Genomic DNA, 25,570 nt, shown 5'->3' on the forward strand with positions numbered 1-25,570 from the left:
GTCCTTGCCCCCGGGCGAGCATCCCCTGGGCCTTGGATTATCGGACAAATCGGAAGATTCTCTAAAGCCGGCCTTAAGAATGGTTAGTGGTTGGTAAACGCGTCGCGATAGCCCGCGAGGACGCCCTCGACCATCGCCTGCTGGGAGAAATGCGCGGAGATGCGCTCGCGAAGCGACGAGGCGCGCTGCGCTGTTCCCAGCGGATTGTCGAGCGCGGCCGCAATCGCCTCCGCCATGGCTTCCGCGTTGCTCGGCGCAAACAGCGCCGGGTTCTCCGCGCCGAAAATCTCGGGAATGCCGCCAATCTTGGACGCGATCATCGGAATGCCGGCGGCACCGGCCTCGATCACGACATAGGGCATGGAATCGCCACGCGAGGGAACGACCAGCAGCCGCCCCTTGGAGAAGCCGTAGCGTGCCTTGACGTGACCGATGAAGCGGATGGCACCCGAGAGGCCGAGCCTCTCGACCTGCGCTTTCAGCGCCGCGGTCTCCTCGCCGTCGCCGCCGAGCGTCAGTGTGACCTTCTTGCCGCCCTCGTGCAGGCGCGCCACCGCGTCGACCAGCAGATCGGCGCCCTTGATGTGCCTGAACTCACCGACATAAGCGAGGTCGGTGGCGTCGTCGGCCATGACGACAGGTTCGAATTCCTCCGGCGTCACGCCGTTGAAGACGCAATGCACCACGCCCTTCGGCTTGCCGACGATGCGCTGATAGGTGTCGCGGGCAAACGCGCTTTCGAACAGGAACAGGTCGGTAGCGTCCATCAGCGTACGCTCGAGCCGCGCGTAAAACTCGCCCTTGAGGGTGTTGAGGGGATAATGCAACGAGCCGCCATGCGGGGTGTAGATGCGGATGGTGTCGTCGGATCGTCGCCGCATGCGGATAAAAGCGCCGGCCTTGGCGCCGTGGCCATGCATGACGTCGGGCTTGAGCGTGGCGATCAGGCGCCGCAAGCGGAACCAGACCAGGAGATCGTCAGGCGACGGTTCGCGGCGGATCGCCATCCGGTGCACGCCGAGTTTCAGCCGCGGCGCGAGCTCGGCAAGGGCCTTGTCGGCACGCTCACCGCCGGTGAGACTGTCGGCGAGGATGCCGACATGATGGCCACGATCGACCTGGCCGTTGGCGACGTCGAGGATGTGGCGGAAGATGCCGCCGACCGGAGCGCGTACGGCGTGCAGGATGCGAAGCGGCTGGTCGGGAGAGGGGGGCATGATCAAAACCAGCGCTCGACGGCGAATGCTCGAACAATCTGACGAAATATCGAGACGGATTAAGAGCCCTCGTGGTTAACAAACGGTGACGGACGTGCACGCGCGAGCTGCTGCACGCCGCGATTAACCCAGCGGCAACCTTAATGGAGTGTAATCGCCCCGGTTGAGGTAGGTTCGTGGCGTTGCGCCTGCGGGAGTGTTCGATGCGTTTAGCGTTCTGGCGTGCCGGCAAGGACAAGGCGGTGGTCGAGCGGGCTGTCTCGAAGGCCGCAGCCAAGCGGGCCGAACTTGAGCCCCGAATTGAAACAAAGCCTGCGCCCATCGCTCCGAGGCCGGCGCCAGTCGAGTCCGGCGACATCGACTTGCACGCGCTCGGCGCGGCATTGGCGCGCAAGCGTGGCTGGATCATCGTGCCGACGGTGCTGGCGCTCGTCACGTCCATCGCGATCGTCAATCTCATCACGCCGCGCTACAAGTCTGAATCCCGCATCCTGATCGACGGCCGCGAGAACGTGTTCCTGCGGCCCAACAGCGATCGCGCCGAGGAACGGCAGGCGCTCGATGCTGAGGCCGTCACCAGCCAGGTGCAGCTCGTGCTGTCGCGCGATCTCGCGCGCGAGATCATCAAGAAGAACAAGCTTGCGGAGCGGCCCGAATTCGATCCCGTGCTGCAAGGCATCTCGCCGCTGAAGTCGCTTGCGGCGCTGATCGGTATCGGCCGCGATCCGTTCTCGATGACGCCCGAAGAGCGCGTGCTGGACGCCTATTACGAGCGCCTCCAGGCCTACGCCGTCGACAAGTCGCGTGTCATCGTAATCGAATTCCAGTCTGCCGATCCCGATCTCGCCGTGCGCGTCGCCAATTCGATCGCCGACGGCTATCTCGTGCTCCAGCAGGATGCGCGCCAGGATCAGGCCCGAAACGCCAGTCAGTGGTATGCCGGCAGGATCGACGAGCTGCGACGGAATGTCTCCGAGGCCGAAGCGAAAGCCGAGGACTTCCGCTCCAAGTCGAGCCTGTTCGTCGGCACCAACAACACGACGCTGTCGAACCAGCAGATGGGCGAGGTCAACACCCAGCTCAACAATGCGCGCGCGCTCAAGGCCGATGCCGAGTCCAAGGCGCGCCTGATCCGCGAGATGATCCAGAGCGGCAAGCCGATCGAATCGTCGGAAGTGCTGAACTCGGAATCGATGCGCACGCCTTCGCAGCAGCGCGTGGCGTTGCGGGCGCAGCTGGCCGAGCAATCGTCGACGCTGCTCGGCAACCATCCACGCATCAAGGAATTGAAGGCGCAGCTCGCCGACCTCGACACCCAGATCCGCGACGAGGCCGCCAAGCTCGCCCGCACGCTCGAAAACGATGCGCGCGCCGCCAGCGGGCGCGTTCTGGAATTGTCGGCGAGCCTCGAGCAGCTCAAGAAGCAGGCGACGGCCACCAATGGCCAGGACGTGCAGCTCCGCGCCCTCGAGCGTGAGGCCAAGGCGCAGCGCGACCTGCTCGAAACCTATCTCGCGAAGTACCGCGAAGCCAACACCCGCGAGACCATCGACACTGCGCCGACGGACGGCCGCATCATCTCGCGCGCCGTGGTCTCGAACACACCGGCCTATCCGAAGAAGCTGCCGATCGTGCTGATCGCGACGATCGCGACACTGCTGCTCTCGTCCGGCGTCGTCGTCACCGGAGAGCTGTTGCGCCAGACAGCGCCCCGCGCGGTCGCGGTGTTCACGCCAGCGCTCACGCGGGCGTCGGCTCGCCAGGAACAGATCGTCCAGCCGGTGGTTGCCGAGCCCTTCGTCGATCCGGTCGTCGATCCAGTCATGGCAGAACCCGCGCCGCTGCAGCCGGAGATGACGGCCGATGCCGATGTCACCGAATTCGCAGAGATCGAGAATCTGGCCGAGCGCCTGCGCGCCGCCGGGGCCATGGCCAAGAAAGTCACGGTGCTTGGCACTGCGAGCGGCGAAGCCATCACGCTGTCGACGCTGACATTGGCCCGGCACCTGGCGCGCGATGCGCGGGTGGTCGTGGTCGATCTCGCCGCGTCGTCGCCGACCATGGCCGCCGTGTCCGTCGATGCCTCCGCACCCGGCCTTGCCGAACTGATGCAGGGTGAGGCGTCCTTCGCGCAGATCATCACCCGGGACAAGCTCTCGCGGTTGCATCTGGTCATGGCCGGCCGTCCCGGCTTCGATCGCAGCCTGTTGCAGTCACCCCGCGTGACGCTCGCGATCGACGCGCTGCTGCGCGCCTACGACCACGTGCTGCTCGATGCCGGCAGTGCTTCCGACCTTCCCGCCGAGCTCCTGACGGCGAATGCCCGCGCCGTCGTGGTGCCCGAGGCGTCGATGACGCCGGATGCGCGCGCGCTGATGTGCGAGCAACTCGGCGCCGTCGGCTTCAGCGAAGTGACGATGCTGCGCAGGTCCGTGCAGCCGTCGGATGCGAGGGACGCGCCGCGGGTCGTGGCGGCGTAGGCGTTTCTTACCCTCTCCCCCTGTGGGAGAGGGTGGCTCGCCGCGATAGCGGCGAGACGGGTGAGGGGTCTCTCTCCGCGCGTGGCTCTCGCATTTTGATTTGCTGATACAACCCCTCATCCGGCGCTTCGCGCCACCTTCTCCCACAAGGGGAGAAGGGAGGGCAGTCATGCAAATGGCGAGAACTTACCCGAACGCTCGCCGCAGCCGCTGCGCCAGGTCGAACAGCATCTGGTTCTGTTTCACCAGCCGCTTGCCGTGGCTCAGCGAGGACATCGCCATTGCCGCGAGCTTTCCGCGTGACGTTAGCGGAACAAAACTGTCGAAGATGTCCTGGTCGTCTTTGCAGAACATCCGCTTGTACTCGTCCGAGCCGATGCCGAGGTCGAGCGAGCGATAGCCGCGCTCGGCGCAGCGATCGATGATGTAGCGCATCAGGATCAGCCCGGGGCTGTAGCGGGCGTGCTCGGACATCGTGTAGGTGTTGAACATCATCGAGAAGCGCTGGCAGTCGGCGACGCCGGCGAAGATCGCGATCACCTCGTCGTCGCATTCGAGCGCGTGGATGTCGATGACGCGGCCGTCAGCGCGTGGCGCAAGGCAGGCGCTGCGGACGAATGGCTCGACGCCGGGCTCGGCGAAGACGTTGGGGAGCTTCTGTTCGGCCATCCGCGCCGGCTTGACGCGGAAGAACCAGTCGAGCAGGCGGGTGATGTCCGCGTCGGTGGTCGCCAAATGATAGCGATAGCCGGCGAGCGCCTGGAGCTTCTTCTCCTTGCTCTTGAGGCGGCGGCGGAAGGAGTTGCTGATCCGCGATGCCGGCAGACCGCCCGGTTCCATCGTGAGCAGCGGGCAGCCGTTGATCGCGCTCTGGCGTGGCAAATGCACGAACGGGTTCTGCTGGTCGTTCCAGTGCAGCGGCTGCTGCGTCAGTGCGAGCACGTCGGCATGTTCGCTAAGCGGCGCAAACAGCGCGTCGAGATCGCCGATGGCGACCTGCGCTGCGAATTCGGCGTTCCACAGGCCCATGTTGAAGGTCGTATGCTTGCCGCCCATGAAGCAGGCCGTGCGCACGCCATGGTTCTGACGCAGCGAGAGCGGCAGCAGCAGCAGCGGCTGATGCTCGGAGTCGCGGGCAACGACGATGAAAGGGCGGGCGCGTTCGTGCTCGCCGACCAGACGCTGCCAGGGACTGAGCAGATCAAATCGCTGATAGGGCGTGAACAGGTGACCGGGCTGCTCGAAGGCGCGCCAGACGGCCTCGGCCGCGCCGAGATCTGTGACGATATCGACATGCGTGATACGGCCCGCTTTCGACCGTGCTGGCAATTCTGCCGTCCGGCTTTGCATCGCCGCAGCCATGGTCATTCGCGAACCTGTCGAGAAATCAAAAATATGCGTAATTCGGCCTGTGGCCGACCTTTGCAAAGAAATGTCAACAAAGGGTAATGACTATAGGGTAGGGAGCGGCCGCCGACGGGCGCGAGGTGGGATATTGGCATCCGACGACAGATGGCTGGAACGGCTGCGCCTCGAGCTGACCTGGCTCACGGGCCAGGCCGCGCTGCGTAGTCGCGGTGCCGGCGCCATCCTGCGCTTTGCGCATGTGCGGCCGCGGCGGCGCGGCGGCTTTCAGCCGCTGCGCGATAACGAGATCACGCCGCATTTCCTCGATCGCGCCGTTCGCGCGCTGAAGCGGTGGAAGTATGATTTTCTCGGCATGGACGAGGTCTGCCGGCGTGCGGTGACGCTGTCGGAACACCGGCGCTTCGTGGCCCTCACCTTCGACGGCGCCGGCAAGGATCTGATCGACTTTGCCTATCCGGTGCTGGCGCGCCACGCCGTGCCCTTCACGATCTATGTGCCCACGGCGTTTCCCGACGGCGTCGGTGAGGCCTGGTGGCTCGGACTCGAACAGGTGATCGCGCGCGAGAGCCGTGTCAGCCTGATGATGGGCGACAAGGAGCAGCGCTTCACTGTGACTGGCAACGCCGAGAAGCAGGCGCTGTTTTCGTTCCTCGAGGCCTGGCTGCGCTCGCTGCCGCCGGCGGATGTGTCGGCTGCGATCGCAGATCTCTGCACGCGCTACCGGGTCGACCTTGCCGCGCTCTCGCGCGAGGCATCGATGAATTGGGAGGATCTGGCGAGGCTTGCGGCCGATCCGCTGGTGACGATCGGCAGTGCGACCGTGAACTATCCCGTTCTCGCCAACATGAAGGATGCAGCGGCGCTGCGCGAGATGACGATGGGCAAGGCGGTGGCGGAAGCGGCCTTCGATCGCGATATCCGGCATCTCGCCTTTCCGTTCGGCGATCGCGCCTCGTTCCGGCGCAGCCATGTCATCATGGCGGAGGAGGCCGGCTTTGCCAGCGCGGTGACGACGATCCCGGGCGTCGTGGATGCGGAAGGGCGCACCAATCTGCGCGCGCTGCCGCGCATTTCCTGGGATGGCCGGGTGCGCTCGCTGCGCATCATGCGGGTGCTGGTGTCGGGGGTTGCTTTTGCGCCGGTGAAGCCGACGGGCGGAACTACGAACTAGTTTTCGCCCGGTCCGGCCGCTGCATCCAGCTCACGATCGGCATCGCCGGCAGCACCCAGCCCATGCCGACCACCACGTAATAGATCGCCTGCCGCCAGCCGGACTCGGCGATCCACGGCATCTGCGCCAGCGCCATGCCGAGCAGGGCCCAGACGGTGGCGAGCACCAGGAGCAGGATGGTGCCGAGGAACTTGCGGGTGCGGATCGTCATGACGGAATATCGCGGCTTTCGCGTAACTTGCGCTGCGGGAGCGGGGGACTATAAGGGGCACGCAGTTTGGTTCAAGCCTTGCCGGTTCAAGCTCTGGTTTTGCCTCGAATGACGACGATTTCCGCCCCGTCCGAGCCGTATCGCGCCGTGCGCTGGTGGCTGATCTCAGTGGCTGCGCTGATCGCGCTGATGGTGCTGGTCGGCGGCGCGACGCGGCTGACGGAATCCGGGCTCTCGATCGTCGAATGGAAGCCGGTCACGGGCAGCGTGCCGCCACTCTCGGACGCCCAGTGGACGGCGGCCTTCGAGGCCTACAAGAAGATCCCGCAATATCGCGAGCACAACGCTGGCATGAGCCTGTCCGAGTTCAAGGAGATCTTCTGGTGGGAATGGAGCCACCGGCTGCTCGGCCGTTTCATCGGCGTCGCTTATCTTTTGCCGTTCCTGTTCTTCCTCTGGCGCGGCGGCCTGTCCGGTGAGTTGAAGCGGCGGCTGTGGCTGTTGTTCGGGCTCGGCGGCCTCCAGGGCGCGGTAGGCTGGTGGATGGTGGCCTCAGGCCTGACGGAACGCGTCGAGGTGTCGCAATATCGGCTGGCGACGCATCTTGTGCTCGCGCTATTGATCTTCGCCGGCATCGTCTGGACGGTGCGGCGGCTCGCCGGGCGTCCGCAGATCGCGGCGTCGTCGCGGCTGCGCTTCGTGAGCGCCTTGCTCCTCGTCGTGACCTTTATCCAGATCTATTTCGGTGCGCTGGTTGCGGGCCTGCGCGCCGGCCGCGCCTACAACACCTGGCCGCAGATCGACGGTGCGTTCATTCCCTCAGGGGAGCGGCTGTGGTTCGAGACGCCGTGGTGGCGCAACATGTTCGACAATGTGCTGACAGTGCAGTTCGAGCACCGCATGACGGCCTATGCGCTGTTCGCGCTGGCGGCGTTGCACGCGTTCGACGCGGTCCGTTCACGCGCGGGTTCCGCGGCGAGCGGGGCGCTTTTGCTGTTGGGCGCGGTGAGCCTGCAAGGCGTGCTCGGCATCCTCACGCTGCTCAACCAGGTGCCGATCGATCTCGCGCTCGCACATCAGGCGGTCGCGATCGTGGTGCTGACGCTTGCGGTGATGCAGATGGAGCGGCTCGCTCCACGGCATTCGACCGAAGCGCAGCCGCGCGCGGTTCCCGTCGGTCAGGCCGGCTGATCGGATCAGCTCTTCAGCAATAGCCGTAGATGCCGCACGAGTAGGGGAGGCGCCAGAAATAATCGACCTGCGCCCCGCCGTAATACGCGCCCTGATAATCATAGTCCCATGGGCGGCCATAATAGCCCGGCAGCGTGTGGGAGCCGGGCAGCAGCGGCGTACCTGGCAAGTTGCTGACGTAGCTGCCGATGCCGTAGGCCGGCGAGATCAACGCATCCGGATCCTTCTCGACATAGACATGCGGCGGAGCGGCGGCCTGCCGCTTCGGCCTGGCCGGCAAATCGGCGGCCATCGCCGCCGAGACCATCAGCATTGCCGCAAGGGCAGGCACTATCCAGCGCAGCATCTTCGGCTCCGAATCAAAGAGGGCGATCCAGTGACGATGTATGCGGCAGATATGGTTAATGACTGTTAACTGCGATCGTCATTCCGGGGCGGTGCGAAGCACCGAACCCGGAATCTAGAGATAATTATGCCACGTCGAGATTCCGGGTTCGCGCTGTCGCGCGCCCCGGAATGACAAGAATTACGCGCCCAGCGCCTGTTCCAGATCGGCGATCAAGTCTTCCTTGTCCTCGATGCCGATCGAGAGCCGCACCACGTCGGGGCCGGCGCCGGACTTGATCTTGGCGGCGTCGTCGAGCTGGCTGTGCGTGGTCGAGGCCGGATGGATGACCAGCGAGCGGGTATCGCCGACATTGGCGAGATGCGAAAACAGCTGCAACTTCGACACCAGGCTGACGCCGGCATCGTAGCCGCCCTTCAGACTGAAGGTGAACACGGCGCCGGCACCCTTCGGCGCGTATTTGCGCGCGAGTTGGTTGTACTTGTCGCTTGCAAGGCCCGCATAGTTCACCGCGGCGACCGCTGGATGGCCGGCGAGGAATTCGGCGACTGCTTTCGCGTTGTCGCAGTGCTTCTGCATGCGCAGCGGCAATGTCTCGATGCCGGTGAGGATCATGAAGGCGTTGAACGGCGACAGCGCCGGTCCGAGGTCGCGCAGGCCGAGCACGCGGCAGGCGATCGCGAAGGCGAAATTGCCAAACGTCTCCTGGAGCCGGATGCCGTGATATTCGGGCCGCGGCTCGGAGAGCATCGGATATTTGCCGCCGGTCGACCAGTCGAAGGTGCCGGCATCGACGATGATGCCGCCGATCGAATTGCCGTGGCCGCCGAGAAACTTCGTCAGCGAGTGCACGACGATGTCGGCACCGTGGTCGATGGGACGGATCAGATAGGGCGAGGCCAGCGTGTTGTCGACGATCAGCGGGACGCCCGCCTTGCGCGCCACCGTCGAGATCGCCTCGATGTCGGTGATGCTGCCGGCAGGATTGGCGATCGACTCGATGAAGATCGCTTTCGTGCGCGGCGTGACCGCGCGCTCGAAGCTCGCGATATCGTCGGGATCGGCCCACACCACGTTCCAGCCGAAGCTCTTGAACGCGTGCGTGAACTGGTTGATGGAGCCGCCATAGAGCTTTCGCGCGGCGATGAACTCGTCGCCGGGCTGGAGCAACTGCTGCAGCACCACGACCTGCGCGGCGTGGCCCGAGGCCACCGCAAGCGCGGCTGTGCCGCCTTCGAGGGCCGCGACGCGCTCTTCCAGCACGGCGTTGGTGGGATTGCCGATGCGGGTATAGATGTTGCCGAATGCCTGCAGGCCGAACAGAGAGGCGGCGTGGTCGGCGTCGTTGAAGACGAACGACGTCGTTTGATAGATCGGAGTCGCGCGCGCACCGGTGGTGGGATCGGGCTGTGCACCGGCATGCACGGCGAGGGTCGAAAATCCCGGAAGGCGATCGCTCATTGAGGGCGTCCTGTTCTCGTGGTCTGAAATCGCGCGGCATGCTGATTGGCGCCGCGGCTGCCGTCAAGGCGCGGCTTCACATCGGAACGATCGTGCTACGCATTGTCGCGTTCGCGAAATGAAACCTTCGCAACTGCGTCAGCTTTGCTCGCTCTTGTTCTTGGCGGCGCGGTCCGATGCCGCGGTGTCGCCGCCGCCGACACTCATCCGATTGAGGGATAAGCGCATGCCCTGCGTCGGCACCGGGGCGCGTTTGGAGCTCAGCGTGCGTGAATTGACGCCCATCCAGGAGATCTCCGAGGACAGGCGGCCATATTCGATCTTGGGGCAGCGGTTCATCACCACCTTGATACCGACCGATTCCGCCTTCAGCGCCGCCGCATCGTCGCGCGCCCCCAACTGCATCCAGATCACCATCGGCAGCGGATCGAGCGTGAGGGCTTCCTCGACCACCGGCATGATGTGACTGGAGTTGCGGAAAATGTCGATCATGTCGACGGGACGGCCGATGTCGGACAGCGAGGCGACGAAGGGGTTTCCGAGCAGCTCCTTGCCGACATGGCCGGGATTGACCGGAATCATGTCGTAGCCGCGCTGGGCCAGATATTTGAACGCGAAATAGCTCGGTCGCACGTTGGCAGGCGAAGCGCCGACCATCGCGATCGATTTCACGTTGTTGAGGATGCTCCGGATGTAATTGTCGGGATAGGCGTCGTGGTTCATCTTCTTCTTTCTCTGACCCTCATGGTGAGGAGCGCGGCACGCGCGTCTCGAACCATGGAGCCGCAGTCGGGCCTCTATCCTTCGAGACACCGCGTTCCGCGGCTCCTCAGGACGAGGAGTTGACTACTCGTCCCGCCATGTCGGCTTGCGTTTCTCGATGAAGGCGCCGATGCCTTCCTCGGCGTCTCGCGCCATCATGTTCTCGGTCATCACCTCTGCCGCATAGCGATAGGCGTCTGCAAGGCTCATCTCGGCCTGGCGATAGAACGCCTCCTTGCCGAGCTTGACGGTGTAGGCGGATTTCAGTGCGACCTGTTCGGCCAGCGCAATGGCGGCGTCGCGCTCGGTGCCGGCGGCGACGACACGATTGACGAGCCCGATCTCGCGGGCGCGCGCGGCCGGGATCGGCTCGCCCGTCAGCAGCATCTCCATCGCCTGCTTGCGCGGGACGTTGCGCGACAGCGCCACCATCGGCGTCGAGCAGAACAGGCCGATGTCGACACCGGGAGTGGCGAAGTGTGCTGCTTCCGAGGCGATCGCCAGATCGCAGCTTGCAACGAGCTGGCAGCCGGCGGCGGTGGCGATGCCCTGGACGGATGCGACCACGGGCTTGGGCAGGCGCACGATCGCCTGCATCATCGCGCTGCAGGCGGTCATCATCTCGGCGAAGAAGGCACGGCCACGGTCCGGGTCGGTGCGGCGCGCGGTCAGCTCCTTCATGTCGTGGCCGGCGGAGAAGGCGGGACCGTTGGCCGCGATCACGACACCGCGGATGGCCTTGTCGTCCCGGATCTCGTTGAGCTCGGCATGCAGGCTTGCGATCATCGTCGCCGACAGGCTGTTGCGGGCGGCCGGGCGGTTGAGGGTCAGGACCGCAATGGGGCCCACGGTCTCGCGCAGCAGGATCGGTGGTTGCGGGGAGGGGACGCGGGCGGCCAGGACGGACATCAAAGCGTTTCCGGTTGGATTATTGCGATTGGATGACGCAGATAACTTAATGTAACAGGGGACGTGAAGCGAGGGTGAGGGGTAGCATGGCGTTAGCGAAAATGAGCGTGGCGGAGCTCGAGCAGTTCCTCCGCAACGAGTTTCCCCAGGCCTTCAGCGGCGACGACATCACCATCGAGAGCGCGGACGGTCAGGCCTGCCTTTTGCGTCAGCGCTACAGCGAAAGGATGCTGCGGCCGGGCGGAACCGTGTCCGGCCCCACCCTGATGGCGCTGGCCGATTTCGCGATGTACGTGGTGCTGTTGTCCGCGATCGGGCCGATCGGGCTCGCCGTGACCACCAATCTCAACATCAACTTCCTGCGCAAGGGGCAACCCGGGCAGGACGTGCTGGCGGAGGCGCGGCTGCTCAAGCTCGGCAAGCGCCTTGCAGTCGGCGAGGTGAAGCTGCTGTCCGGTACCTCGCCCGATCCGATTGCCCATGTCACCTCGACCTATTCCATTCCAAACGTTTGAGCTTTTTGAGGGTACTTTAATACCATATTTCTAACCAATTGATATTGCACATGTAAATTCCGCCTTTGGGCATTGACCGCGGCGCCCCCGTTCTCTAGAAATCCGCCCAGTCCGGTGCGGTGTTCGCGCCGATGCTCCCCGTCCACGGAAACTCTGACATGAAAACCTTTTCGGCAAAGCCGGCTGAGGTGACGAAGAAGTGGGTACTGATCGACGCCAAAGGTCTGGTCGTCGGCCGTCTCGCCACCATCGTCGCCATGCGCCTGCGCGGCAAGCACCTCCCGACCTATACCCCGCACGTTGATTGCGGCGACAACATCATCATCATCAACGCGCAGCATGCGGTTCTCACCGGCCGCAAGCGCGAGCAGAAGACCTATTACAAGCACACCGGTTACGTCGGCCACGTCAAGGAGCGCACCGCGCGCCAGATCCTCGAGGGCAAGCATCCCGAGCGCGTGCTCGAGAAGGCCGTCGAGCGCATGATCCCGCGTGGCCCGCTCGGTCGCGTCCAGATGGGCAATCTCCGCGTCTATGGCGGCGCCGATCATCCGCACGAGGCCCAGACGCCCGAGAAGATCGACATCGCCAAGTTGAACCGCAAGAACACGAGGGCCGCATAACATGGCCGAATCCATCCAGTCGCTCGACCAGCTCTCGCAGCTCAAGACGGCGGCCGCGCCCGACGCGCCCAAGCACGAGAAGAAGGTCGACAAGTTCAACCGCGCCTACGCCACCGGCAAGCGCAAGGACGCGGTCGCCCGCGTCTGGATCAAGCCGGGCGCCGGCAAGGTCACGGTCAATGCGCGCGAGGTCGAGGTCTATTTCGCCCGTCCGGTGCTGCGTATGATGATCGAGCAGCCGTTCTCCGTGGCCGCGCGGTCCGGCCAGTATGACGTGATCTGCACCGTCGCCGGCGGCGGTCTGTCCGGCCAGGCCGGTGCCGTCCGTCACGGCATCTCCAAGGCGCTGACCTATTTCGAGCCGGAGCTGCGCACCGTGCTCAAGAAGGGCGGCTTCCTCACCCGCGACTCGCGCGTGGTCGAGCGCAAGAAGTACGGCAAGGCCAAGGCCCGCCGGTCCTTCCAGTTCTCGAAGCGTTAATCGCTTCGGTCGCATTCGCCGCGAAAGCGGCTTCAATGAGATGCAAAAGGGCGCTGATTTCAGCGCCCTTTTTGCTGTTCGTTTGTATGCAAATTGATGGCGTGTTTCCTGAAAACTTGGGCTCGCATGAAAACCTGAATGGAACCCGCTGGACATAGCGTCGCATTTGGAAGGGCGCGCAAATCGGCTGAGCCGATCGCGTAACTGCTATGTCTAGAAGGGGGCCGACATGATGTCGCTCGATAGCATCACGCTCTATTTGGTCGCCACCATGGTTGCCGCACTGCTCGGCGCCATGATGGTGTTTTTCGGAAGGCAGGAGAATAGCGCTGCGCTGAAATGGTGGGGCACCGCGTATCTGCTCGGCGCTGCATCGGTGGCGCTCTGGACGGCGGCCGGCGACAGACTGGGGCCGCATCTTTACCTTGCGCTGAACGCGGTCGGCTTCGTCGCCTGCGGCATGGTGTGGAACGCGGCGCGCGTCTTTCATGGTCGCAAGCCGAACTGGCCGGGTCTCCTGATCGGCGCGCTTGCCTGGGCCGCTGCCGCCACGCTGCTCGATCCCTCCGCGTCCATGCTGCGCATGATCGTTGGCGCCGGCATCGTCTCGATCTACGCGGCGCTGACCGCGAGCGAGCTCTGGGTCGAGCGGCGCAAGAGCCTGCAACGGCGCTGGCCGGCCTTCGTGGTCCCGGTGATGCACGGCTGCGTGTTGATGCTGCCGATCCTGCTCGGCAGCTTCCTGCGCCCGCACGATGCAGGTTTTGCCAACAGCATCTGGGTCACCGTGTTCGCGGTCGAACTCGTGCTTTATGCCGTCGGCACCGTGTTCGTGATCTTCATGCTGGTGTCCGAGCGCACCGTCACCGCGCACCGGACCGCCGCCTCCACCGATCCGCTGACCGGAATGCTCAACCGCCGCGGCTTCTCGGAAGCCTGCGGACGCGTGATCGAGCGCGAGGCCAAGGCCGGCCGTCCCGTGACCGTGATGATCTTCGACATCGACCATTTCAAGTCGATCAACGACCGCTTCGGCCATCCCGCCGGCGACGAGATGCTGAAATTGTTCTCGACCGTCGTCGTCAGCAATCTGCGCATCAGCGACATGTCGGGTCGCATCGGCGGCGAGGAGTTCGCAGCGCTCCTGCCGTGTTCGCTGGAGGAGGGCGTGCTGGTCGCCGAGCGCGTGCGCGAGGCCTTCGAGACCTCCGGCGTCGTCGTCGACGAGGGCCCGGTCGACACCACCGTCAGCATCGGCGTCGCCGGCGGTCCGGCCGGCACCGAGCTCGAAGTGCTGCTGGCTTCGGCCGACACCGCGCTCTACCAGGCCAAGCGCGGCGGCCGAAACCGCGTCGAGTCGGCGGAGGAGCTGCCACTGTCGCTGGAGAACTGGCGCCGCCAGAGCGCGGCGCGGATCGGCATGCCCAACACGCAATCCAAGACACAACCGGCGACCGCTTAGGCTAAGGAGGCCTCGCGGTAAGCCCCTGTTTACCATTCGATCCCTACCATTGCGGACATGGAATCGATCCGTCGACAGAATCCGCAGGCCGCCTTGATGTCGCTCGAAGCCGCTGCGACTTCGGCACGCGGCGGCTTCGCCTGCCTGTTCTCGACCGCGGACGAATACGAGAGCGCGCTGATCACCGAGCGCCGCGCCCAGGGGCGTTACACGCAAGGCCGCAGCTACTGGCCGCTCGCCCTGTTCGCCGGTTGTGCGCTGACGGTGGCCGGCACCGTTCTGCTGCTCACCTGAGTGATCTGCATGTCTGGACCGGGCAGGGCGCCGTTTCGGCGCCTTTTTCTTTGTCGCGGGCTGCGGTAGACACGCCCATCGAACAAAAATGGGTGGAAACAGATGATCACCGAGATCGCGCAAATCGACGTCAAGCCGGGCAGCGAGAAGGATTTTGAGGCCGCCGTCGCCAAGGCCAAGGCCGCTTTCGGCCGCTCCAAGGGGTTTCATGGTTTCGAGCTGCACAAGTCGATCGAGAAGCCGCAGCGCTATCGCCTGATGGTGAAGTGGGAGACGCTGGAGAACCACACCGTCGACTTCCGCGGCTCCGAGAATTTCACCGAATGGCGCGGCCTTGTCGGCCAGTATTTTGCGGCACCCCCCGAGGTCGAGCACACCGAAACGGTGCTCACCACCTGAGGCGGCTCAGGCCGCCTCAGCCAGAGGCGGTGCTTCATACGTCTTGAAGTGGTCGATCATGACTTTGGCGATGGCGACCAGTGGTAGCGCCAGCGCCAGGCCCCAGATTCCGAACACGACGCCGAGCAGGATCTGGAACGCGAACAGCGTGGCCGGCGGAATGTCCAGTGCCTGCCGCTGAAGGATCGGCGTCAGCACATAGCTCTCCATGGCGTGCACGCCCATGAAAAGGAGAAAGGCCGACAGCGCCGGAATCCATCCTGAGGCGAGGCTCGCCAGCACGACCACGACGCCGGCTATGATAGCGCCGACGGTCGGAATGAAGGCGAGCAGGCCTGCCTGGATCCCGAGGATGAACGAGCCGGGAATGCCGATGGTGACGAGTCCGATCCAGGTCACGACTCCCACCGCAAGCATCACGACGATCTGCGCGATCAGCCAGCGCTCCAGCGTCTCGCCGATTCGGTCGATGATCAGGGCTACGCGAGTACGATGCCTGGCCGGCGCGAGAAACAACAGGCCGTCATGATAGACGCCGGGCTGGGCGGCGAAGGCGAGCCCCAGGAACAGCACGATGAAGATGTTGCCGACCGCGCTGATGGTGCCGAGCAGCAGCTTGAAGGTCTGGCTCACGATCGCCCCGCCGCTCGAGGCCAGCGCGCCAGCGCCCGGCAATCCGCCGTGCGAGCCCGAGTTCGGGGCCGGCGCCGGCGTCGCATCGGTGGAGGCAGCGGGTGCGGCGTTGCCGAGATCGAAGACGCTGGTGTCGATCCCATGGTTTTCGAGGAAGGACCGGACGTTGGTGATCTGCGACTTGATCGTCTTGCTCAGCAGCGAGGCCTGCTCGGCAATGGTGGCGCCGCCGAGATAGGCAACGCCCGCAAGCATCACGGCCAGCGCGGCACAGACGATCGCGAGCCGGACCGCGTGGGGCAGGTGCACGCGGCGGCCGAGCGCGTTGGTCAGCGCGTTGAGGCCGACGCCGAGCAGCATTCCGGTGAAGATCAGGAGCAGGGTGGCGGCAAAATACCAGGTGAAGACCAGCATTGCCGTGAACAGCACGATGCCAATGCCCCCGACCGAGATCGCCCAGGCCAGATCAGCGCGGGTCCGGGGTCGCTCATCTGCGGGAATGGTCACATCGGCTCCTTTTCAGCGCGGTGCGCACCGCACTCTTTCGATAAACGCGATCCGGATCAAGACCGCGTCAACGCGCTGGTTTGACGCTGGCGCGTGAACGGTGCAGAGCGATGAGGAAAGAACAGGTGAGGGCGCTTGAGTTTCATCAGCAAGTGGGCCGGTCTGCTCGGCCTTGTCGCCGTGCTCGTGGTCGGCGACCAGATCCGGATCAACCGGCCCGGTCACAAATATCGCCTCACGGTCGCGGTGACGACGCCTGACGGGATCAAGACCGGGGCGGGCATTCTGTCCGTCGTGCCCGATCGCGGCTATAGCCGGGGCGGACGCACCACGATGCGCGGCGAGGCTGTGTTCGTCGAACTCGGCCGGGGAAAGAATGTGGTGGCATTGCTCGCGCATCAGCAGGGCGCGAAGCTCGATCTCGATGACATCAACTATGTCGCGCTCCGCGCTTATGGCGCCGCGCGCGGCAACCGCGTCTCGTTCAACGAGCTCAACCGGCAGACCGGCGTCGTCGCGGTGCAGGGGGACCTAATGCCCGTGCTCGTGAGCTTTGGCGATCCCCTCGACCCCGCGACGGCGCGCCTGGTCGCCGGCGACCGTGCGGAGGCGGTCCTGGGCGACGGCTATGCACTCCATGGCCTTACCGCCGAAATGGTGCCCAACGGGCTCTGGCCGATTGATTTCGGTGGCGTGCTCGGGGAGTCCGTGACGCGCGGAATCGAGACGAAACTGCCCTGGCTGGCCACGCCGGGAGACGCGGCGGCGACCGCGCTGAAGGCCGCCGGCCTGCCCCTCGGCGGCGCGATCGAGGCCCGGGAGGCATTTGCGCGAAAATAGCATTGCCGTCCCGCGTACCCTTCTGTTGAATTTGTTCCACCCCAAGGGCATGTTTGGAGAATCGTCTTCGGCGAGAGGTCTGAACGGGAGATGAGAAAGCCGGTCGTCGGCGTGATCGGGAACGCCCATCGCGTTGAAAATCGATTTCAGGTCCAGATGGTCGGCGAGCGTAATCTGCGCGCGGTGGCCGAGGTGTCCGGCGGCCTGCCGGTGATGTTCGCGGGGTCGCCCGACATCACGGATATCGGCGCGCTGCTCGATACCGTCGACGGCGTCGTGCTCACCGGCGCCCGGGCCAACGTCCACCCGACCCGTTTCAACGTCGATCCGTGTGAGGCGCACGAGCCCTACGACATCCACCGCGACGAGGTGGCGCTGGCGCTCTCGGTCGCCTGCGTTGCCCGCGGTATCCCGCTGTTCGGCATCTGCCGGGGCCTCCAGGAGATGAACGTCGCCTTCGGCGGCTCGCTGCATCCCGAGATCCGCGAAATCCCGGGCCGCATGAACCATCGCATGCCGAGGCTTGAGAACGGTGAGATCCACCCCGATCCGACAGTGGTGTTCGCCGATCGTCACGACGTCGATCTGACGCCGGGCGGCGCGTTCGCAGAATTGCTCGGCTGTAACAAGATCAGGGTGAATTCGCTGCACGGCCAGGGCATCCTCGATCCCGGCAAGCGCGTGCTGATCGAGGGCATTGCCGAGGACGGCACCATCGAGGCGATCCGCATCGCGGAAGCCAAGGCCTTTGCGCTCGGCGTGCAATGGCACGCCGAGTACGATCCGCAGCACAATCCGATCAACCGAAAACTGTTCGAGGCGTTTGGCGAGGCCATGGTGGCGAAGCAGCGCGCGGCGGCGTAGCTGCAGGGCGCGCCGAGGCCTATAACCATCGTCATCGTGAGCGCAGCGAAGCAAATCCAGTCGCTGTCGGGTGACGGCGTGAAGGCGACCTCGATCTCTCGGGCGGAATAAACCAGCTATCAAGAAATGGTGCGCGCCGGTTTTCTCGATTCCGATTCGTTCTTTGAGAACGAAGTGGAGTCAGACGCAGAACGAAACTTGATGACCACAAAAAAGGCGCCCCGAGGGGCGCCTTTCGTGCATGGTAGTCGTTCCGGCCGCTTAGCCCGAATAGTACATTTCGAACTCGACCGGATGCGGGGTCATTTCGAAGCGGGCGACTTCGGTCATCTTCAGCTCGATGTAAGCGTCGATGAAGTCGTCGTCGAACACGCCGCCGTTTTTCAGGAAGCCGCGGTCCTTGTCGAGGTTTTCGAGCGCCTCGCGCAAGCTGCCGCACACGGTCGGGATCTGCTTCAGTTCTTCCTTCGGCAGATCGTAGAGGTCCTTGTCCATCGCCGGACCCGGATCGATCTTGTTTTTGATGCCGTCGAGGCCGGCCATCAGCATCGCGGCGAAGCCGAGATAGGGATTGGCGAGCGGATCGGGGAAACGCACCTCGACGCGCTTGGCCTTCGGCGAAGCGGTGTAGGGGATGCGGCAGGAGGCCGAGCGGTTGCGCGCGGAATAGGCGAGCAGCACGGGGGCCTCATAGCCCGGAACCAGACGCTTGTAGGAGTTGGTCGACGGGTTGGTGAAGGCGTTGATCGCCTTGGCGTGCTTGATGATGCCGCCGATGTAGTGGAGGCAGGTCTCCGACAGGTCGGCGTATTTGTTGCCGGCGAACACCGGCTTGCCGTCCTTCCAGATCGACTGGTGCACGTGCATGCCCGAGCCATTGTCGCCGAAGACCGGCTTCGGCATGAAGGTGGCGGTCTTGCCGTAGATGTGCGCGACCTGGTGGATGCAGTATTTGTAGATCTGCATGTGGTCGGCCATCAAGGTCAGCGTGTCGAACTTCATGCCGAGCTCGTGCTGGGCGGAGGCGACTTCGTGATGATGCTTCTCGACCTTGACGCCCATCTTGGCCATGGCGCCGAGCATCTCCGAGCGCATGTCCTGCACGGAATCCTGCGGCGGCACCGGGAAGTAGCCGCCCTTGGTACGGACACGATGGCCGAGATTGCCGCCTTCGTATTCGGTGTCGGAGTTGGTCGGCAGCTCCGAGGAGTCGAGGCGGAAGCCGGTGCTGTAGGGATTGGCGGAGAAGCGCACGTCGTCGAACACGAAGAACTCGGCTTCGGGGCCGACGAACACGGTGTCGCCAACGCCCATCGACTTCACCATCGCCTCGGCCTTCTTGGCGATGCCGCGGGGATCGCGGTTGTAGGGCTCGCCGGTGGTCGGCTCGAGCACGTCGCAGGTGATGACCATGGTGGTCTCGGCGAAGAACGGATCGATCGTCGCGGTCACCGGATCGGGCATCAGGCACATGTCGGACTCGTTGATCGCCTTCCAGCCGGCGATCGAGGAGCCGTCGAACATCGTGCCTTCGGCGAAAATGTCCTCATCGATCATGCTGATGTCGAAGGTGACGTGCTGCCACTTGCCGCGCGGATCGGTGAAGCGCAGGTCGACGTATTTGACGTCGTTGTCCTTGATCGATTTCAGGACGTCTTTGGCGGTCTTCATGCATACCCCTTTTGGCTCTGCGGGTCGGTTTCCAAACTTCGAGCGACCGTGTTCACGCTTCTTGAGGCGCGCGAGGCACAAACAAAATGAGGCCGCCGAAGCAGCCTATTTCTTGTCAGAATGTCGCAAAATGCGGGATAGCACCCGGCTCAGATAGCGTCCAGCCCGGATTCGCCGGTTCGGATGCGGATCGCCTCTTCGATGTTGGAGACGAAGATCTTGCCGTCGCCGATGCGCCCGGTTTGCGCGGCGCGGCGGATTGCGTCGATGGCGCGCTCGACCAGATCGTCGCCGATCACGATCTCGATCTTCACCTTGGGCAGGAAGTCGACGATGTATTCTGCGCCGCGGTACAGCTCGGCGTGACCCTTCTGCCGGCCGAAGCCCTTGGCTTCGGTGACGGTGATGCCCTGAAGGCCGACTTCCTGAAGCGCTTCCTTCACCTCGTCGAGCTTGAATGGCTTGATGATGGCTTCGATTTTCTTCACTGCGCGCCTCCCGGCCTTTCGAACAAATAGCAACGTCTTCGTCAGGATGCGCTTTTCATGACGCACGATCTTGTCTTCGCTATGCCGGGATCCCTGACCAGTCCGGCAACAACGGCCGGCCACACCCTGATAAATGCCAGTGAGCACGACGAACCGAAGCGACTTCCGCGAAAGCAGGGTCTATGCCAAGTTGCAAATGCCCTGATTATTGGAGCGTTATCAGCCTTTTAACGTGCAGCTCTGATAGGTGACGCCGACCCGCACAAAATACCGCAGACTACGAAATAGGCAAACGGTTCAATATCTGTGCAGATCGTTGTTCCGGTGCATGGGCCGGCGCGGAACGTGCCTGTTGAGAAGGCTTTTGGACAGGGAAGTGGCATGGAAGTTCTGACCAACGCCGAAATGCAGCGTGCCGACCAGCTCAGCATTGCGGCAGGCACCCCCGGCTTCAAGCTGATGCTCAGTGCCGGCCAGGCGGTCGCCGAGGCCGCCAACGCGCTGGTGGAGCAGGGGCCGATCCTGATCGTGGCCGGCCCCGGCAACAATGGCGGGGACGGTTTTGTCGCAGCCGCCGAGCTCGCCGCGCAAGGCCGCGAGGTCTCGGTGATCCTGATGTGCGAGCGCGACCAGCTCCAGGGCGATGCGGCCTCGGCCGCGCGGGGCTGGAAACACCCGGTGCTCCCGTTCAACCCGCAGGCGATCGGGCGACCGGCGCTGATCGTCGATGCGCTCTTCGGCGCGGGCCTGAGCCGTCCGGTCGAGGGCGAGGCGCGTGAGATGATCGAGGCAATCAACGCCAACGGTGCGCCGGTGCTCGCGGTCGACCTGCCGAGCGGCATCAACGGCACCAGCGCGGCCGTGCTGGGCGTGGCGGTGAACGCCACCGAGACCGTCACCTTCTTCCGCAAGAAGCCGGCGCATCTGCTGCTGCCGGGGCGGATGCATTGCGGCCACGTCCGCGTCGCCGACATCGGCATCGACCCGCAGGTGCTGGACGAGATCGCGCCGCAGATATTCGAAAACGATCCGGACTTCTGGGGCGTGGCCTTTCCGGTGCCGCGCATCGACGGACACAAATACGCGCGCGGCCATGTGCTGGCGGTCTCGGGCGATGCGGCGGCGACCGGTGCCGCGCGGCTCGCCGCGCGCGGGGCGCTGCGCGCCGGCGCGGGCCTGGTGACTCTGGCCACGCCGCGTGATGCGCTGGCCATCAATGCGGCTGCGCTCACCGCGGTGATGGTTCGCCCCGTCGATACCGCCATCGAGTTCGGCGAGCTGCTCGGCGACAAGCGTTACAACACCTGCATCATCGGCCCCGGCGCGGGGGTCGGCGAGCGCACCTGCGATCTCGTTCACACGGCGCTCAATGCGCAGCGGCGCCTGGTGCTCGACGCGGATGCGCTGACGAGCTTTGCCGCCAATCCCGAGCGCCTGTTCGAATCGATCAGGACGTCGCAGGACAAGGCGGTGGTGCTGACGCCGCACGAGGGCGAGTTCCCGCGGCTGTTCTCCGACCTCAGCAATAAGCATCCGGGGCGCTCGAAGATCGAGCGCGTGCGCGCCGCCGCCGAGCGCTCCGGCGCGGTCGTGCTGCTGAAGGGCGCGGACACCACGATTGCCGCGCCCGACGGCCGCGCCACCCTCGCCGCCAACGCACCGCCCTGGCTCGCCACCGCGGGTGCCGGCGACGTGCTCGCCGGCATCATCGCAGGGCTGCTGGCGCAAGGCGTCCCGGCGTTCGAGGCCGCCAGCATCGCCGTGTGGATGCATGGCGAAGCCGGGAGCGAGGCGGGGCCGGGGCTGATCGCAGAAGATCTCACCGAGACGCTGCCGGCCGTGCACCGGCGAATCTATAGTGCGCTGGGGATCGAATACTGATGCTCAGGCAGCTCGCGCTCACCGATATGGGCGCGGCGGCGCAGGTTCACCGGGCCGCATTCGACAATGCGATGCCCTGGCTCGCTGGGCTGCATACGCCGGACGAGGATCGCTGGTTCTACCGCGAGCGTGTCTTCGCGACGTGCCGCGTGTGGGGACGCTTCCACGGCGATGTATTGAGCGGGATCATCGCGTTCCGTGACGGCTGGGTCGAGCAGCTTTACGTGCTTCCTGCTGTTCAAGGGGGTGGGACTGGCACCGAACTCCTCGAGGTCGCCAAAGGCGCCTGCGAACGGCTGGAGCTCTGGACCTTCCAGCGCAACGCGTTGGCGCGGCGCTTCTATGAAGCGCGCGGCTTCACGCTGATCGAGCAGACCGACGGGACCCGAAACGAGGAGAAAGAACCGGACGCTCGCTATCTTTGGATGCGTCCAGGCCGATAGCTCACTCCACCCCGTACCAGCGCACCAACCGCGGCGCGGCCCAATCGGTTACGACGGATTCGATCAGCCACCGCCCGGGGGAGGCCGCAGCGAACGCGATGCGCTGGGTCTGGCCGGGTTCGATCGCGAGCGTGTCGAGCCAATAGGGCTTCCAGCCGTCGTCGAGCTTGTCGAGCAGGCGGAAATGGTGGCCGTGGAGATGGAAGACGGTGGCGACGGGGGCGGGGTTCTTGAGGGCCAACACGACGGTGCGGCCGGCCTTGGTGCGAAAGACGGGGGCGGAGGACGTCGAGAAATTTGCGGGCCGTACCCACCCGGCGTCGGCCGCCCCGAGCGCGACATCAAATCGCAGGGCGCCCCTCAGATCGAGCCGGTCGGGCAGGTCATTCGGAGGGAGCGGCTGCGGCGGCGACAGCGGCGCGCGCCGCTCAAGCTTGCCGGAGACGGTCAGGCGGCCGACCTGGCGCGCCTCCTGGCCGTCATGCAGCAGGAATGGGGCCGATGTGGCCGCATCCACGAAGGCGTCGGCGCGTGCGCCGGGAGCCAGCACCAGCGCGCCGTTGCGAGCCGGAAACGGCTCGGCCGGCTGTCCGTCCAGGGCCAGCACCTGGACCTCGTGACCTTCCAATTTGATCGCCAGAACAGAACGTTGCGAGCCGTTGATAAAGCGCAGCCGCAGCCGCTCATTCGCCGAAGCTGAGAGTTCGAATGAAGTCGTTCCGTTGATGGTAAAGAGCGGGGATGTGTCCTTCGGGTCCCGGCCCGGGGTAAGCGCGGTCCCATCCGGCCGCAGCCGCCATTCCTCGATCAAGAGCACCACGTCGCGATCGGCGGCGACCGCGTTGGTCTCGGTGGCGATGATCGGAAGCGGGCGGGCGGGCTGCTTCAGGCCGTCCTCGAACAGCCGGAAGTCGGCCAGCAGGGTTCCCGCGTTTGGCACTGAAACGATTGATGTTTCCGTCGCTTCCGGGGCCGTCGGGGCGCGTCCCCGAAGCGGGTCGGCGGCGGCCGGGCCGTTGAGGCCGTACCAGACTGGTGCAAGCGGTACAGGCAGGCCGTTGCGGAAGACCACCTCGCAGCGGTCGCCACGTTTGAGACGGACATCCCCGAGGTGGCTTACGGCGGCCAGCTCCCAGATGGGTGTAGCCGGCTGCCCCGGCCTCAGAGCCAGCGTCGCCGGCCTTGCCTGAAGGGCGAGCTGGGCGGTCATGGCCGGGACTGCGCCGCCCGCCATCAGCCCGGCCGCAGAGGCGCCAAGTCCGGCGCCAAGTCCGGCCAAAACCTCGCGCCTCGTCGGGTCGAAGATCCGCGTTTTCATGGCCGATCCGGACCACGCCGAGCTGGATAAGTCCAGCCGTCGTGCCTAGTTGAAGCCTGCCTCTATCGGGCCATTTTTTTGCTGCGAACAGGCGGGCACATGCTATAAGCCCGCCGCCCGCGGCATCGCGGCCGGTCTTGATGCAAATTTACGCGGGCGTGGCGGAACTGGTAGACGCGCTGGATTTAGGTTCCAGTGACGAAAGTTGTGGGGGTTCGAGTCCCTCCGCCCGCACCAAGCGCTTTCAGCGTTTGCACGGATAACGCGATCTGCTCCCGCGCGGATGTTTGTCCGCCGGAAGCCGGTCCGATGAACCACCGGCGTTGAGGCGTTCGCCTCGCGCCGGATCGATTAATGACAGCGTCCCGACGCATGCGCGCCGGGACCGAACGAAAAGAAGATTGGACACCATGCAGGTCACAGAAACCCTCTCGGAAGGTTTGAAGCGCGAGTTCAAGATCAGCGTTCCCGCGTCTGATCTCGACGCCAAGGCCGGTGCCAAGCTCGTCGATCTCAAGGACAAGGTTCGCATCAACGGCTTCCGTCCCGGCAAGGTGCCGGTCACGCACCTCAAGAAGGTCTATGGCCGCTCGGTGATGGCCGAGACCATCGACCAGACCATCCGCGACACCAACACGCAGCTGTTCTCCGAGCGCGGCTTCCGCCTTGCGACCGAACCGAAGATCACCATGCCGACCGAGCAGGCCGAGGTCGAGGAGCTGCTCAACGGCAAAACCGATCTGACCTACACTGTTGCGATCGAGGTGGTGCCGTCGATCGCGCTCGCCGACTTCAAGACCTTCGAGGTCGAGAAGCCCGTCGCCGAAGTCACCGACGCCGACGTCGACGAGGCGATCAAGCGCATCGCCGATTCGAACCGCGGCTATGCCGCGAAGGACGAGGGCGCCAAGGCCGAGTCGGGTGATCGCGTCACCGTCGCCTTCAAGGGCACCATCAACGGCGAAGCCTTCGAGGGCGGCGCCGGCGAGGGCATCCAGGTGGTGATCGGATCCAACACCTTCATCCCCGGCTTCGAAGAGCAGCTCATCGGCATCGGCGCGGGCGAGACCCGCACGCTGAAGGTGGCGTTCCCCAAGAACTACATGAACGAAAAGCTCGCCGGCCAGCCAGCCGAGTTCGAGACCACCGCGACGCTGATCGAGGCGCCGCAGGATCTCGCGATCGACGACGAGTTCGCCAAGACGCTCGGCCTCGAATCGCTGGACAAGCTGAAGGAAGCGGCGCGCGAGCGGCTGGTCGCCGAGTTCGCGACCGCGACGCGCCAGCGCGTCAAGCGCGCGCTGCTCGACCGCCTCGACGAGGCCCATCGCTTCGAAGCCCCGCCCTCGCTGGTCGACGAGGAGTTCAATCTGATGTGGAACTCGGTGAAGGCCGAGATGGACTCCGCCGGCAAGACCTTCGCCGACGAAGACACCACTGAAGACGCCGCCAAGGAAGAGTACCGCAAGATCGCCGACCGCCGCGTGCGGCTCGGCCTCGTGCTCTCCGAGATCGGCGAGAAGAACAAGATCTCCGTGACCGACGACGAGGTCGGCCGCGCCGTGATCGAGCGGGCGCGCTCGATGCCGGGCCGCGAGAAGGAGGTCTGGGACTATTACCGCAGCAACGCCCAAGCGTTGGCCCAGCTTCGTGCACCGATCTATGAGGACAAGGTCGTCGACTTCATCCTCGAGCTTGCCAAGGTGACCGAGAAGAAGGTCTCGCGCGACGATCTCTACAAGGACGACGAGGCGGAAAAGACCGCCGCCTGAGGGCTCCCGAAGAGCCTTTAGGAGAGCCTTTGGGATAGCCTTGCATTAAGGATGATCAGCGAAGAGGTCGAGCTAGCCAGTTGGCCGGCTGGGCCTCTTTGTACGAATCAGCTTCAACTGCCTCACGGATTAAGCCTTAATTCGCTCCGCACTTGTCAGGCGCGAATTGGGCTATATCTGTCGCTACGCCTTCTGCTTCTACCAAGCTCTTCTACTATCAAGTTCCTGCATCACGGGACGTCCATCGGCCTTCCGGCAGATCC

At 64.8% G+C, this 25,570-nt stretch carries 25 protein-coding genes and 1 tRNA gene; 15 read left to right on the plus strand and 11 right to left on the minus strand.

What is annotated here, in order from left to right; genetic code table 11:
• Window positions 1-83 precede the first annotated feature (83 nt).
• Entirely contained in the window at window positions 84-1,217 is a 1,134-nt protein-coding gene (locus AC0L21_RS07535) for a glycosyltransferase family 4 protein (protein ID WP_473259785.1), read from the minus strand.
• Between the two features lie 203 nt (window positions 1,218-1,420).
• Between AC0L21_RS07535 and AC0L21_RS07540 the strand changes: the two genes are divergently transcribed.
• Window positions 1,421-3,697, plus strand: coding sequence for a GumC family protein (locus tag AC0L21_RS07540; protein WP_473259787.1), 2,277 nt, complete (start codon window positions 1,421-1,423; stop codon window positions 3,695-3,697).
• Between the two features lie 186 nt (window positions 3,698-3,883).
• Here the strand turns inward: AC0L21_RS07540 and AC0L21_RS07545 are convergent, their stop codons facing one another.
• Entirely contained in the window at window positions 3,884-5,065 is a 1,182-nt protein-coding gene (locus AC0L21_RS07545; RefSeq protein ID WP_473259789.1) for a GNAT family N-acetyltransferase, read from the minus strand.
• A 127-nt stretch (window positions 5,066-5,192) separates the two neighbouring features.
• On the opposite strand from AC0L21_RS07545, the gene AC0L21_RS07550 reads away from it, so the two are divergent.
• Window positions 5,193-6,236 carry a polysaccharide deacetylase family protein gene (locus AC0L21_RS07550; protein ID WP_473259791.1) on the plus strand — a complete coding sequence of 348 codons (1,044 nt, stop codon included), beginning with the start codon at window positions 5,193-5,195 and terminating at the stop codon, window positions 6,234-6,236.
• Here AC0L21_RS07550 and AC0L21_RS07555 read toward each other — a convergent pair.
• Window positions 6,226-6,447, minus strand: coding sequence for a DUF2842 domain-containing protein (locus tag AC0L21_RS07555; protein ID WP_007611039.1), 222 nt, complete (start codon window positions 6,445-6,447; stop codon window positions 6,226-6,228). The two genes, AC0L21_RS07550 and AC0L21_RS07555, sit on opposite strands and share 11 nt — an antisense overlap.
• 108 nt (window positions 6,448-6,555) lie before the next feature.
• On the opposite strand from AC0L21_RS07555, the gene AC0L21_RS07560 reads away from it, so the two are divergent.
• Window positions 6,556-7,638, plus strand: coding sequence for a COX15/CtaA family protein (locus AC0L21_RS07560; RefSeq protein ID WP_473259793.1), 1,083 nt, complete (start codon window positions 6,556-6,558; stop codon window positions 7,636-7,638).
• 13 nt (window positions 7,639-7,651) lie between these two features.
• Here the strand turns inward: AC0L21_RS07560 and AC0L21_RS07565 are convergent, their stop codons facing one another.
• From AC0L21_RS07565 to AC0L21_RS07580, 4 genes are all read right to left on the minus strand, one after another.
• Window positions 7,652-7,984, minus strand: a complete 333-nt coding sequence (locus AC0L21_RS07565; RefSeq protein WP_007611037.1) for a hypothetical protein — start codon at window positions 7,982-7,984, stop codon at window positions 7,652-7,654.
• Between the two features lie 180 nt (window positions 7,985-8,164).
• Window positions 8,165-9,445, minus strand: coding sequence for an O-acetylhomoserine aminocarboxypropyltransferase (locus AC0L21_RS07570; RefSeq protein WP_007611036.1), 1,281 nt, complete (start codon window positions 9,443-9,445; stop codon window positions 8,165-8,167).
• A gap of 138 nt (window positions 9,446-9,583) precedes the next feature.
• Window positions 9,584-10,168, minus strand: coding sequence for a CoA-binding protein (locus AC0L21_RS07575; RefSeq protein WP_473259798.1), 585 nt, complete (start codon window positions 10,166-10,168; stop codon window positions 9,584-9,586).
• 123 nt (window positions 10,169-10,291) lie between these two features.
• The gene (locus AC0L21_RS07580; protein ID WP_473259800.1) at window positions 10,292-11,116 is read right to left on the minus strand and encodes an enoyl-CoA hydratase; all 825 of its coding nucleotides are present in this window, start codon (window positions 11,114-11,116) and stop codon (window positions 10,292-10,294) included.
• 86 nt (window positions 11,117-11,202) lie between these two features.
• Here AC0L21_RS07580 and AC0L21_RS07585 point away from each other — a divergent pair, with 86 nt between their 5' ends.
• From AC0L21_RS07585 to AC0L21_RS07610, 6 genes are all read left to right on the plus strand, one after another.
• Window positions 11,203-11,631: a PaaI family thioesterase gene (locus AC0L21_RS07585; protein WP_007611026.1), complete on the plus strand. Its 429-nt coding sequence runs from the start codon at window positions 11,203-11,205 to the stop codon at window positions 11,629-11,631.
• Between the two features lie 158 nt (window positions 11,632-11,789).
• Complete coding sequence (gene rplM, locus AC0L21_RS07590; protein ID WP_018455120.1) at window positions 11,790-12,254, plus strand: 50S ribosomal protein L13; 465 nt, start codon at window positions 11,790-11,792, stop codon at window positions 12,252-12,254.
• A gap of 1 nt (window position 12,255) precedes the next feature.
• The gene (rpsI, locus tag AC0L21_RS07595) at window positions 12,256-12,735 is read left to right on the plus strand and encodes a 30S ribosomal protein S9 (protein WP_007603485.1); all 480 of its coding nucleotides are present in this window, start codon (window positions 12,256-12,258) and stop codon (window positions 12,733-12,735) included.
• Window positions 12,736-12,964: 229 nt separating this feature from the next.
• A complete protein-coding gene (locus tag AC0L21_RS07600) occupies window positions 12,965-14,197 on the plus strand; it encodes a GGDEF domain-containing protein (RefSeq protein WP_473259803.1) in 1,233 nt (410 codons plus the stop codon).
• Window positions 14,198-14,254: 57 nt separating this feature from the next.
• A complete protein-coding gene (locus AC0L21_RS07605) occupies window positions 14,255-14,491 on the plus strand; it encodes a hypothetical protein (protein ID WP_473259805.1) in 237 nt (78 codons plus the stop codon).
• A 102-nt stretch (window positions 14,492-14,593) separates the two neighbouring features.
• Complete coding sequence (locus AC0L21_RS07610) at window positions 14,594-14,890, plus strand: antibiotic biosynthesis monooxygenase family protein (protein ID WP_027518288.1); 297 nt, start codon at window positions 14,594-14,596, stop codon at window positions 14,888-14,890.
• 6 nt (window positions 14,891-14,896) lie between these two features.
• Here the strand turns inward: AC0L21_RS07610 and AC0L21_RS07615 are convergent, their stop codons facing one another.
• On the minus strand, window positions 14,897-16,030 hold the full coding sequence (locus AC0L21_RS07615) for an AI-2E family transporter (RefSeq protein WP_473259807.1): 1,134 nt from the start codon (window positions 16,028-16,030) through the stop codon (window positions 14,897-14,899).
• Between the two features lie 135 nt (window positions 16,031-16,165).
• Between AC0L21_RS07615 and AC0L21_RS07620 the strand changes: the two genes are divergently transcribed.
• A complete protein-coding gene (locus AC0L21_RS07620; protein ID WP_473259810.1) occupies window positions 16,166-16,870 on the plus strand; it encodes a hypothetical protein in 705 nt (234 codons plus the stop codon).
• Between the two features lie 90 nt (window positions 16,871-16,960).
• The gene (locus tag AC0L21_RS07625) at window positions 16,961-17,734 is read left to right on the plus strand and encodes a gamma-glutamyl-gamma-aminobutyrate hydrolase family protein (protein ID WP_473259812.1); all 774 of its coding nucleotides are present in this window, start codon (window positions 16,961-16,963) and stop codon (window positions 17,732-17,734) included.
• A 261-nt stretch (window positions 17,735-17,995) separates the two neighbouring features.
• Here the strand turns inward: AC0L21_RS07625 and glnA are convergent, their stop codons facing one another.
• The gene (glnA, locus tag AC0L21_RS07630; protein ID WP_007603494.1) at window positions 17,996-19,405 is read right to left on the minus strand and encodes a type I glutamate--ammonia ligase; all 1,410 of its coding nucleotides are present in this window, start codon (window positions 19,403-19,405) and stop codon (window positions 17,996-17,998) included.
• Window positions 19,406-19,554: 149 nt separating this feature from the next.
• Window positions 19,555-19,893, minus strand: coding sequence for a P-II family nitrogen regulator (locus AC0L21_RS07635; RefSeq protein ID WP_007603495.1), 339 nt, complete (start codon window positions 19,891-19,893; stop codon window positions 19,555-19,557).
• A 381-nt stretch (window positions 19,894-20,274) separates the two neighbouring features.
• Between AC0L21_RS07635 and AC0L21_RS07640 the strand changes: the two genes are divergently transcribed.
• Window positions 20,275-21,774, plus strand: coding sequence for an NAD(P)H-hydrate dehydratase (locus tag AC0L21_RS07640; RefSeq protein WP_473259814.1), 1,500 nt, complete (start codon window positions 20,275-20,277; stop codon window positions 21,772-21,774).
• Complete coding sequence (locus AC0L21_RS07645; protein WP_473259816.1) at window positions 21,774-22,217, plus strand: GNAT family N-acetyltransferase; 444 nt, start codon at window positions 21,774-21,776, stop codon at window positions 22,215-22,217. The genes AC0L21_RS07640 and AC0L21_RS07645 overlap by 1 nt, the downstream gene beginning before the upstream one ends.
• A 1-nt stretch (window position 22,218) precedes the next feature.
• Here the strand turns inward: AC0L21_RS07645 and AC0L21_RS07650 are convergent, their stop codons facing one another.
• The gene (locus AC0L21_RS07650) at window positions 22,219-23,535 is read right to left on the minus strand and encodes a multicopper oxidase family protein (RefSeq protein WP_473259818.1); all 1,317 of its coding nucleotides are present in this window, start codon (window positions 23,533-23,535) and stop codon (window positions 22,219-22,221) included.
• A 152-nt stretch (window positions 23,536-23,687) separates the two neighbouring features.
• Here AC0L21_RS07650 and AC0L21_RS07655 point away from each other — a divergent pair.
• A tRNA-Leu gene (locus AC0L21_RS07655) sits at window positions 23,688-23,772 on the plus strand.
• Window positions 23,773-23,945: 173 nt separating this feature from the next.
• Window positions 23,946-25,307 carry a trigger factor gene (gene tig, locus AC0L21_RS07660; protein WP_473259820.1) on the plus strand — a complete coding sequence of 454 codons (1,362 nt, stop codon included), beginning with the start codon at window positions 23,946-23,948 and terminating at the stop codon, window positions 25,305-25,307.
• Window positions 25,308-25,570: the final 263 nt, after the last annotated feature.

The sequence above is a fragment of the Bradyrhizobium sp. WSM4873 genome, from assembly GCF_055811355.1.

What these genes read in the sequence shown, in the direction of transcription:
- AC0L21_RS07535 (WP_473259785.1), bottom strand. Translation starts at nt 1,217, where the DNA reads ATGCCCCCCTCTCCCGACCAGCCGCTTCGCATCCTGCACGCCGTACGC.
- AC0L21_RS07540 (WP_473259787.1), top strand. Translation starts at nt 1,421, where the DNA reads ATGCGTTTAGCGTTCTGGCGTGCCGGCAAGGACAAGGCGGTGGTCGAG.
- AC0L21_RS07545 (WP_473259789.1), bottom strand. Translation starts at nt 5,065, where the DNA reads ATGACCATGGCTGCGGCGATGCAAAGCCGGACGGCAGAATTGCCAGCA.
- AC0L21_RS07555 (WP_007611039.1), bottom strand. Translation starts at nt 6,447, where the DNA reads ATGACGATCCGCACCCGCAAGTTCCTCGGCACCATCCTGCTCCTGGTG.
- AC0L21_RS07560 (WP_473259793.1), top strand. Translation starts at nt 6,556, where the DNA reads ATGACGACGATTTCCGCCCCGTCCGAGCCGTATCGCGCCGTGCGCTGG.
- AC0L21_RS07565 (WP_007611037.1), bottom strand. Translation starts at nt 7,984, where the DNA reads ATGCTGCGCTGGATAGTGCCTGCCCTTGCGGCAATGCTGATGGTCTCG.
- AC0L21_RS07570 (WP_007611036.1), bottom strand. Translation starts at nt 9,445, where the DNA reads ATGAGCGATCGCCTTCCGGGATTTTCGACCCTCGCCGTGCATGCCGGT.
- AC0L21_RS07575 (WP_473259798.1), bottom strand. Translation starts at nt 10,168, where the DNA reads ATGAACCACGACGCCTATCCCGACAATTACATCCGGAGCATCCTCAAC.
- AC0L21_RS07580 (WP_473259800.1), bottom strand. Translation starts at nt 11,116, where the DNA reads ATGTCCGTCCTGGCCGCCCGCGTCCCCTCCCCGCAACCACCGATCCTG.
- AC0L21_RS07585 (WP_007611026.1), top strand. Translation starts at nt 11,203, where the DNA reads ATGGCGTTAGCGAAAATGAGCGTGGCGGAGCTCGAGCAGTTCCTCCGC.
- rplM (WP_018455120.1), top strand. Translation starts at nt 11,790, where the DNA reads ATGAAAACCTTTTCGGCAAAGCCGGCTGAGGTGACGAAGAAGTGGGTA.
- rpsI (WP_007603485.1), top strand. Translation starts at nt 12,256, where the DNA reads ATGGCCGAATCCATCCAGTCGCTCGACCAGCTCTCGCAGCTCAAGACG.
- AC0L21_RS07600 (WP_473259803.1), top strand. Translation starts at nt 12,965, where the DNA reads ATGATGTCGCTCGATAGCATCACGCTCTATTTGGTCGCCACCATGGTT.
- AC0L21_RS07605 (WP_473259805.1), top strand. Translation starts at nt 14,255, where the DNA reads ATGGAATCGATCCGTCGACAGAATCCGCAGGCCGCCTTGATGTCGCTC.
- AC0L21_RS07610 (WP_027518288.1), top strand. Translation starts at nt 14,594, where the DNA reads ATGATCACCGAGATCGCGCAAATCGACGTCAAGCCGGGCAGCGAGAAG.
- AC0L21_RS07625 (WP_473259812.1), top strand. Translation starts at nt 16,961, where the DNA reads ATGAGAAAGCCGGTCGTCGGCGTGATCGGGAACGCCCATCGCGTTGAA.
- glnA (WP_007603494.1), bottom strand. Translation starts at nt 19,405, where the DNA reads ATGAAGACCGCCAAAGACGTCCTGAAATCGATCAAGGACAACGACGTC.
- AC0L21_RS07640 (WP_473259814.1), top strand. Translation starts at nt 20,275, where the DNA reads ATGGAAGTTCTGACCAACGCCGAAATGCAGCGTGCCGACCAGCTCAGC.
- AC0L21_RS07645 (WP_473259816.1), top strand. Translation starts at nt 21,774, where the DNA reads ATGCTCAGGCAGCTCGCGCTCACCGATATGGGCGCGGCGGCGCAGGTT.
- AC0L21_RS07650 (WP_473259818.1), bottom strand. Translation starts at nt 23,535, where the DNA reads ATGAAAACGCGGATCTTCGACCCGACGAGGCGCGAGGTTTTGGCCGGA.
- tig (WP_473259820.1), top strand. Translation starts at nt 23,946, where the DNA reads ATGCAGGTCACAGAAACCCTCTCGGAAGGTTTGAAGCGCGAGTTCAAG.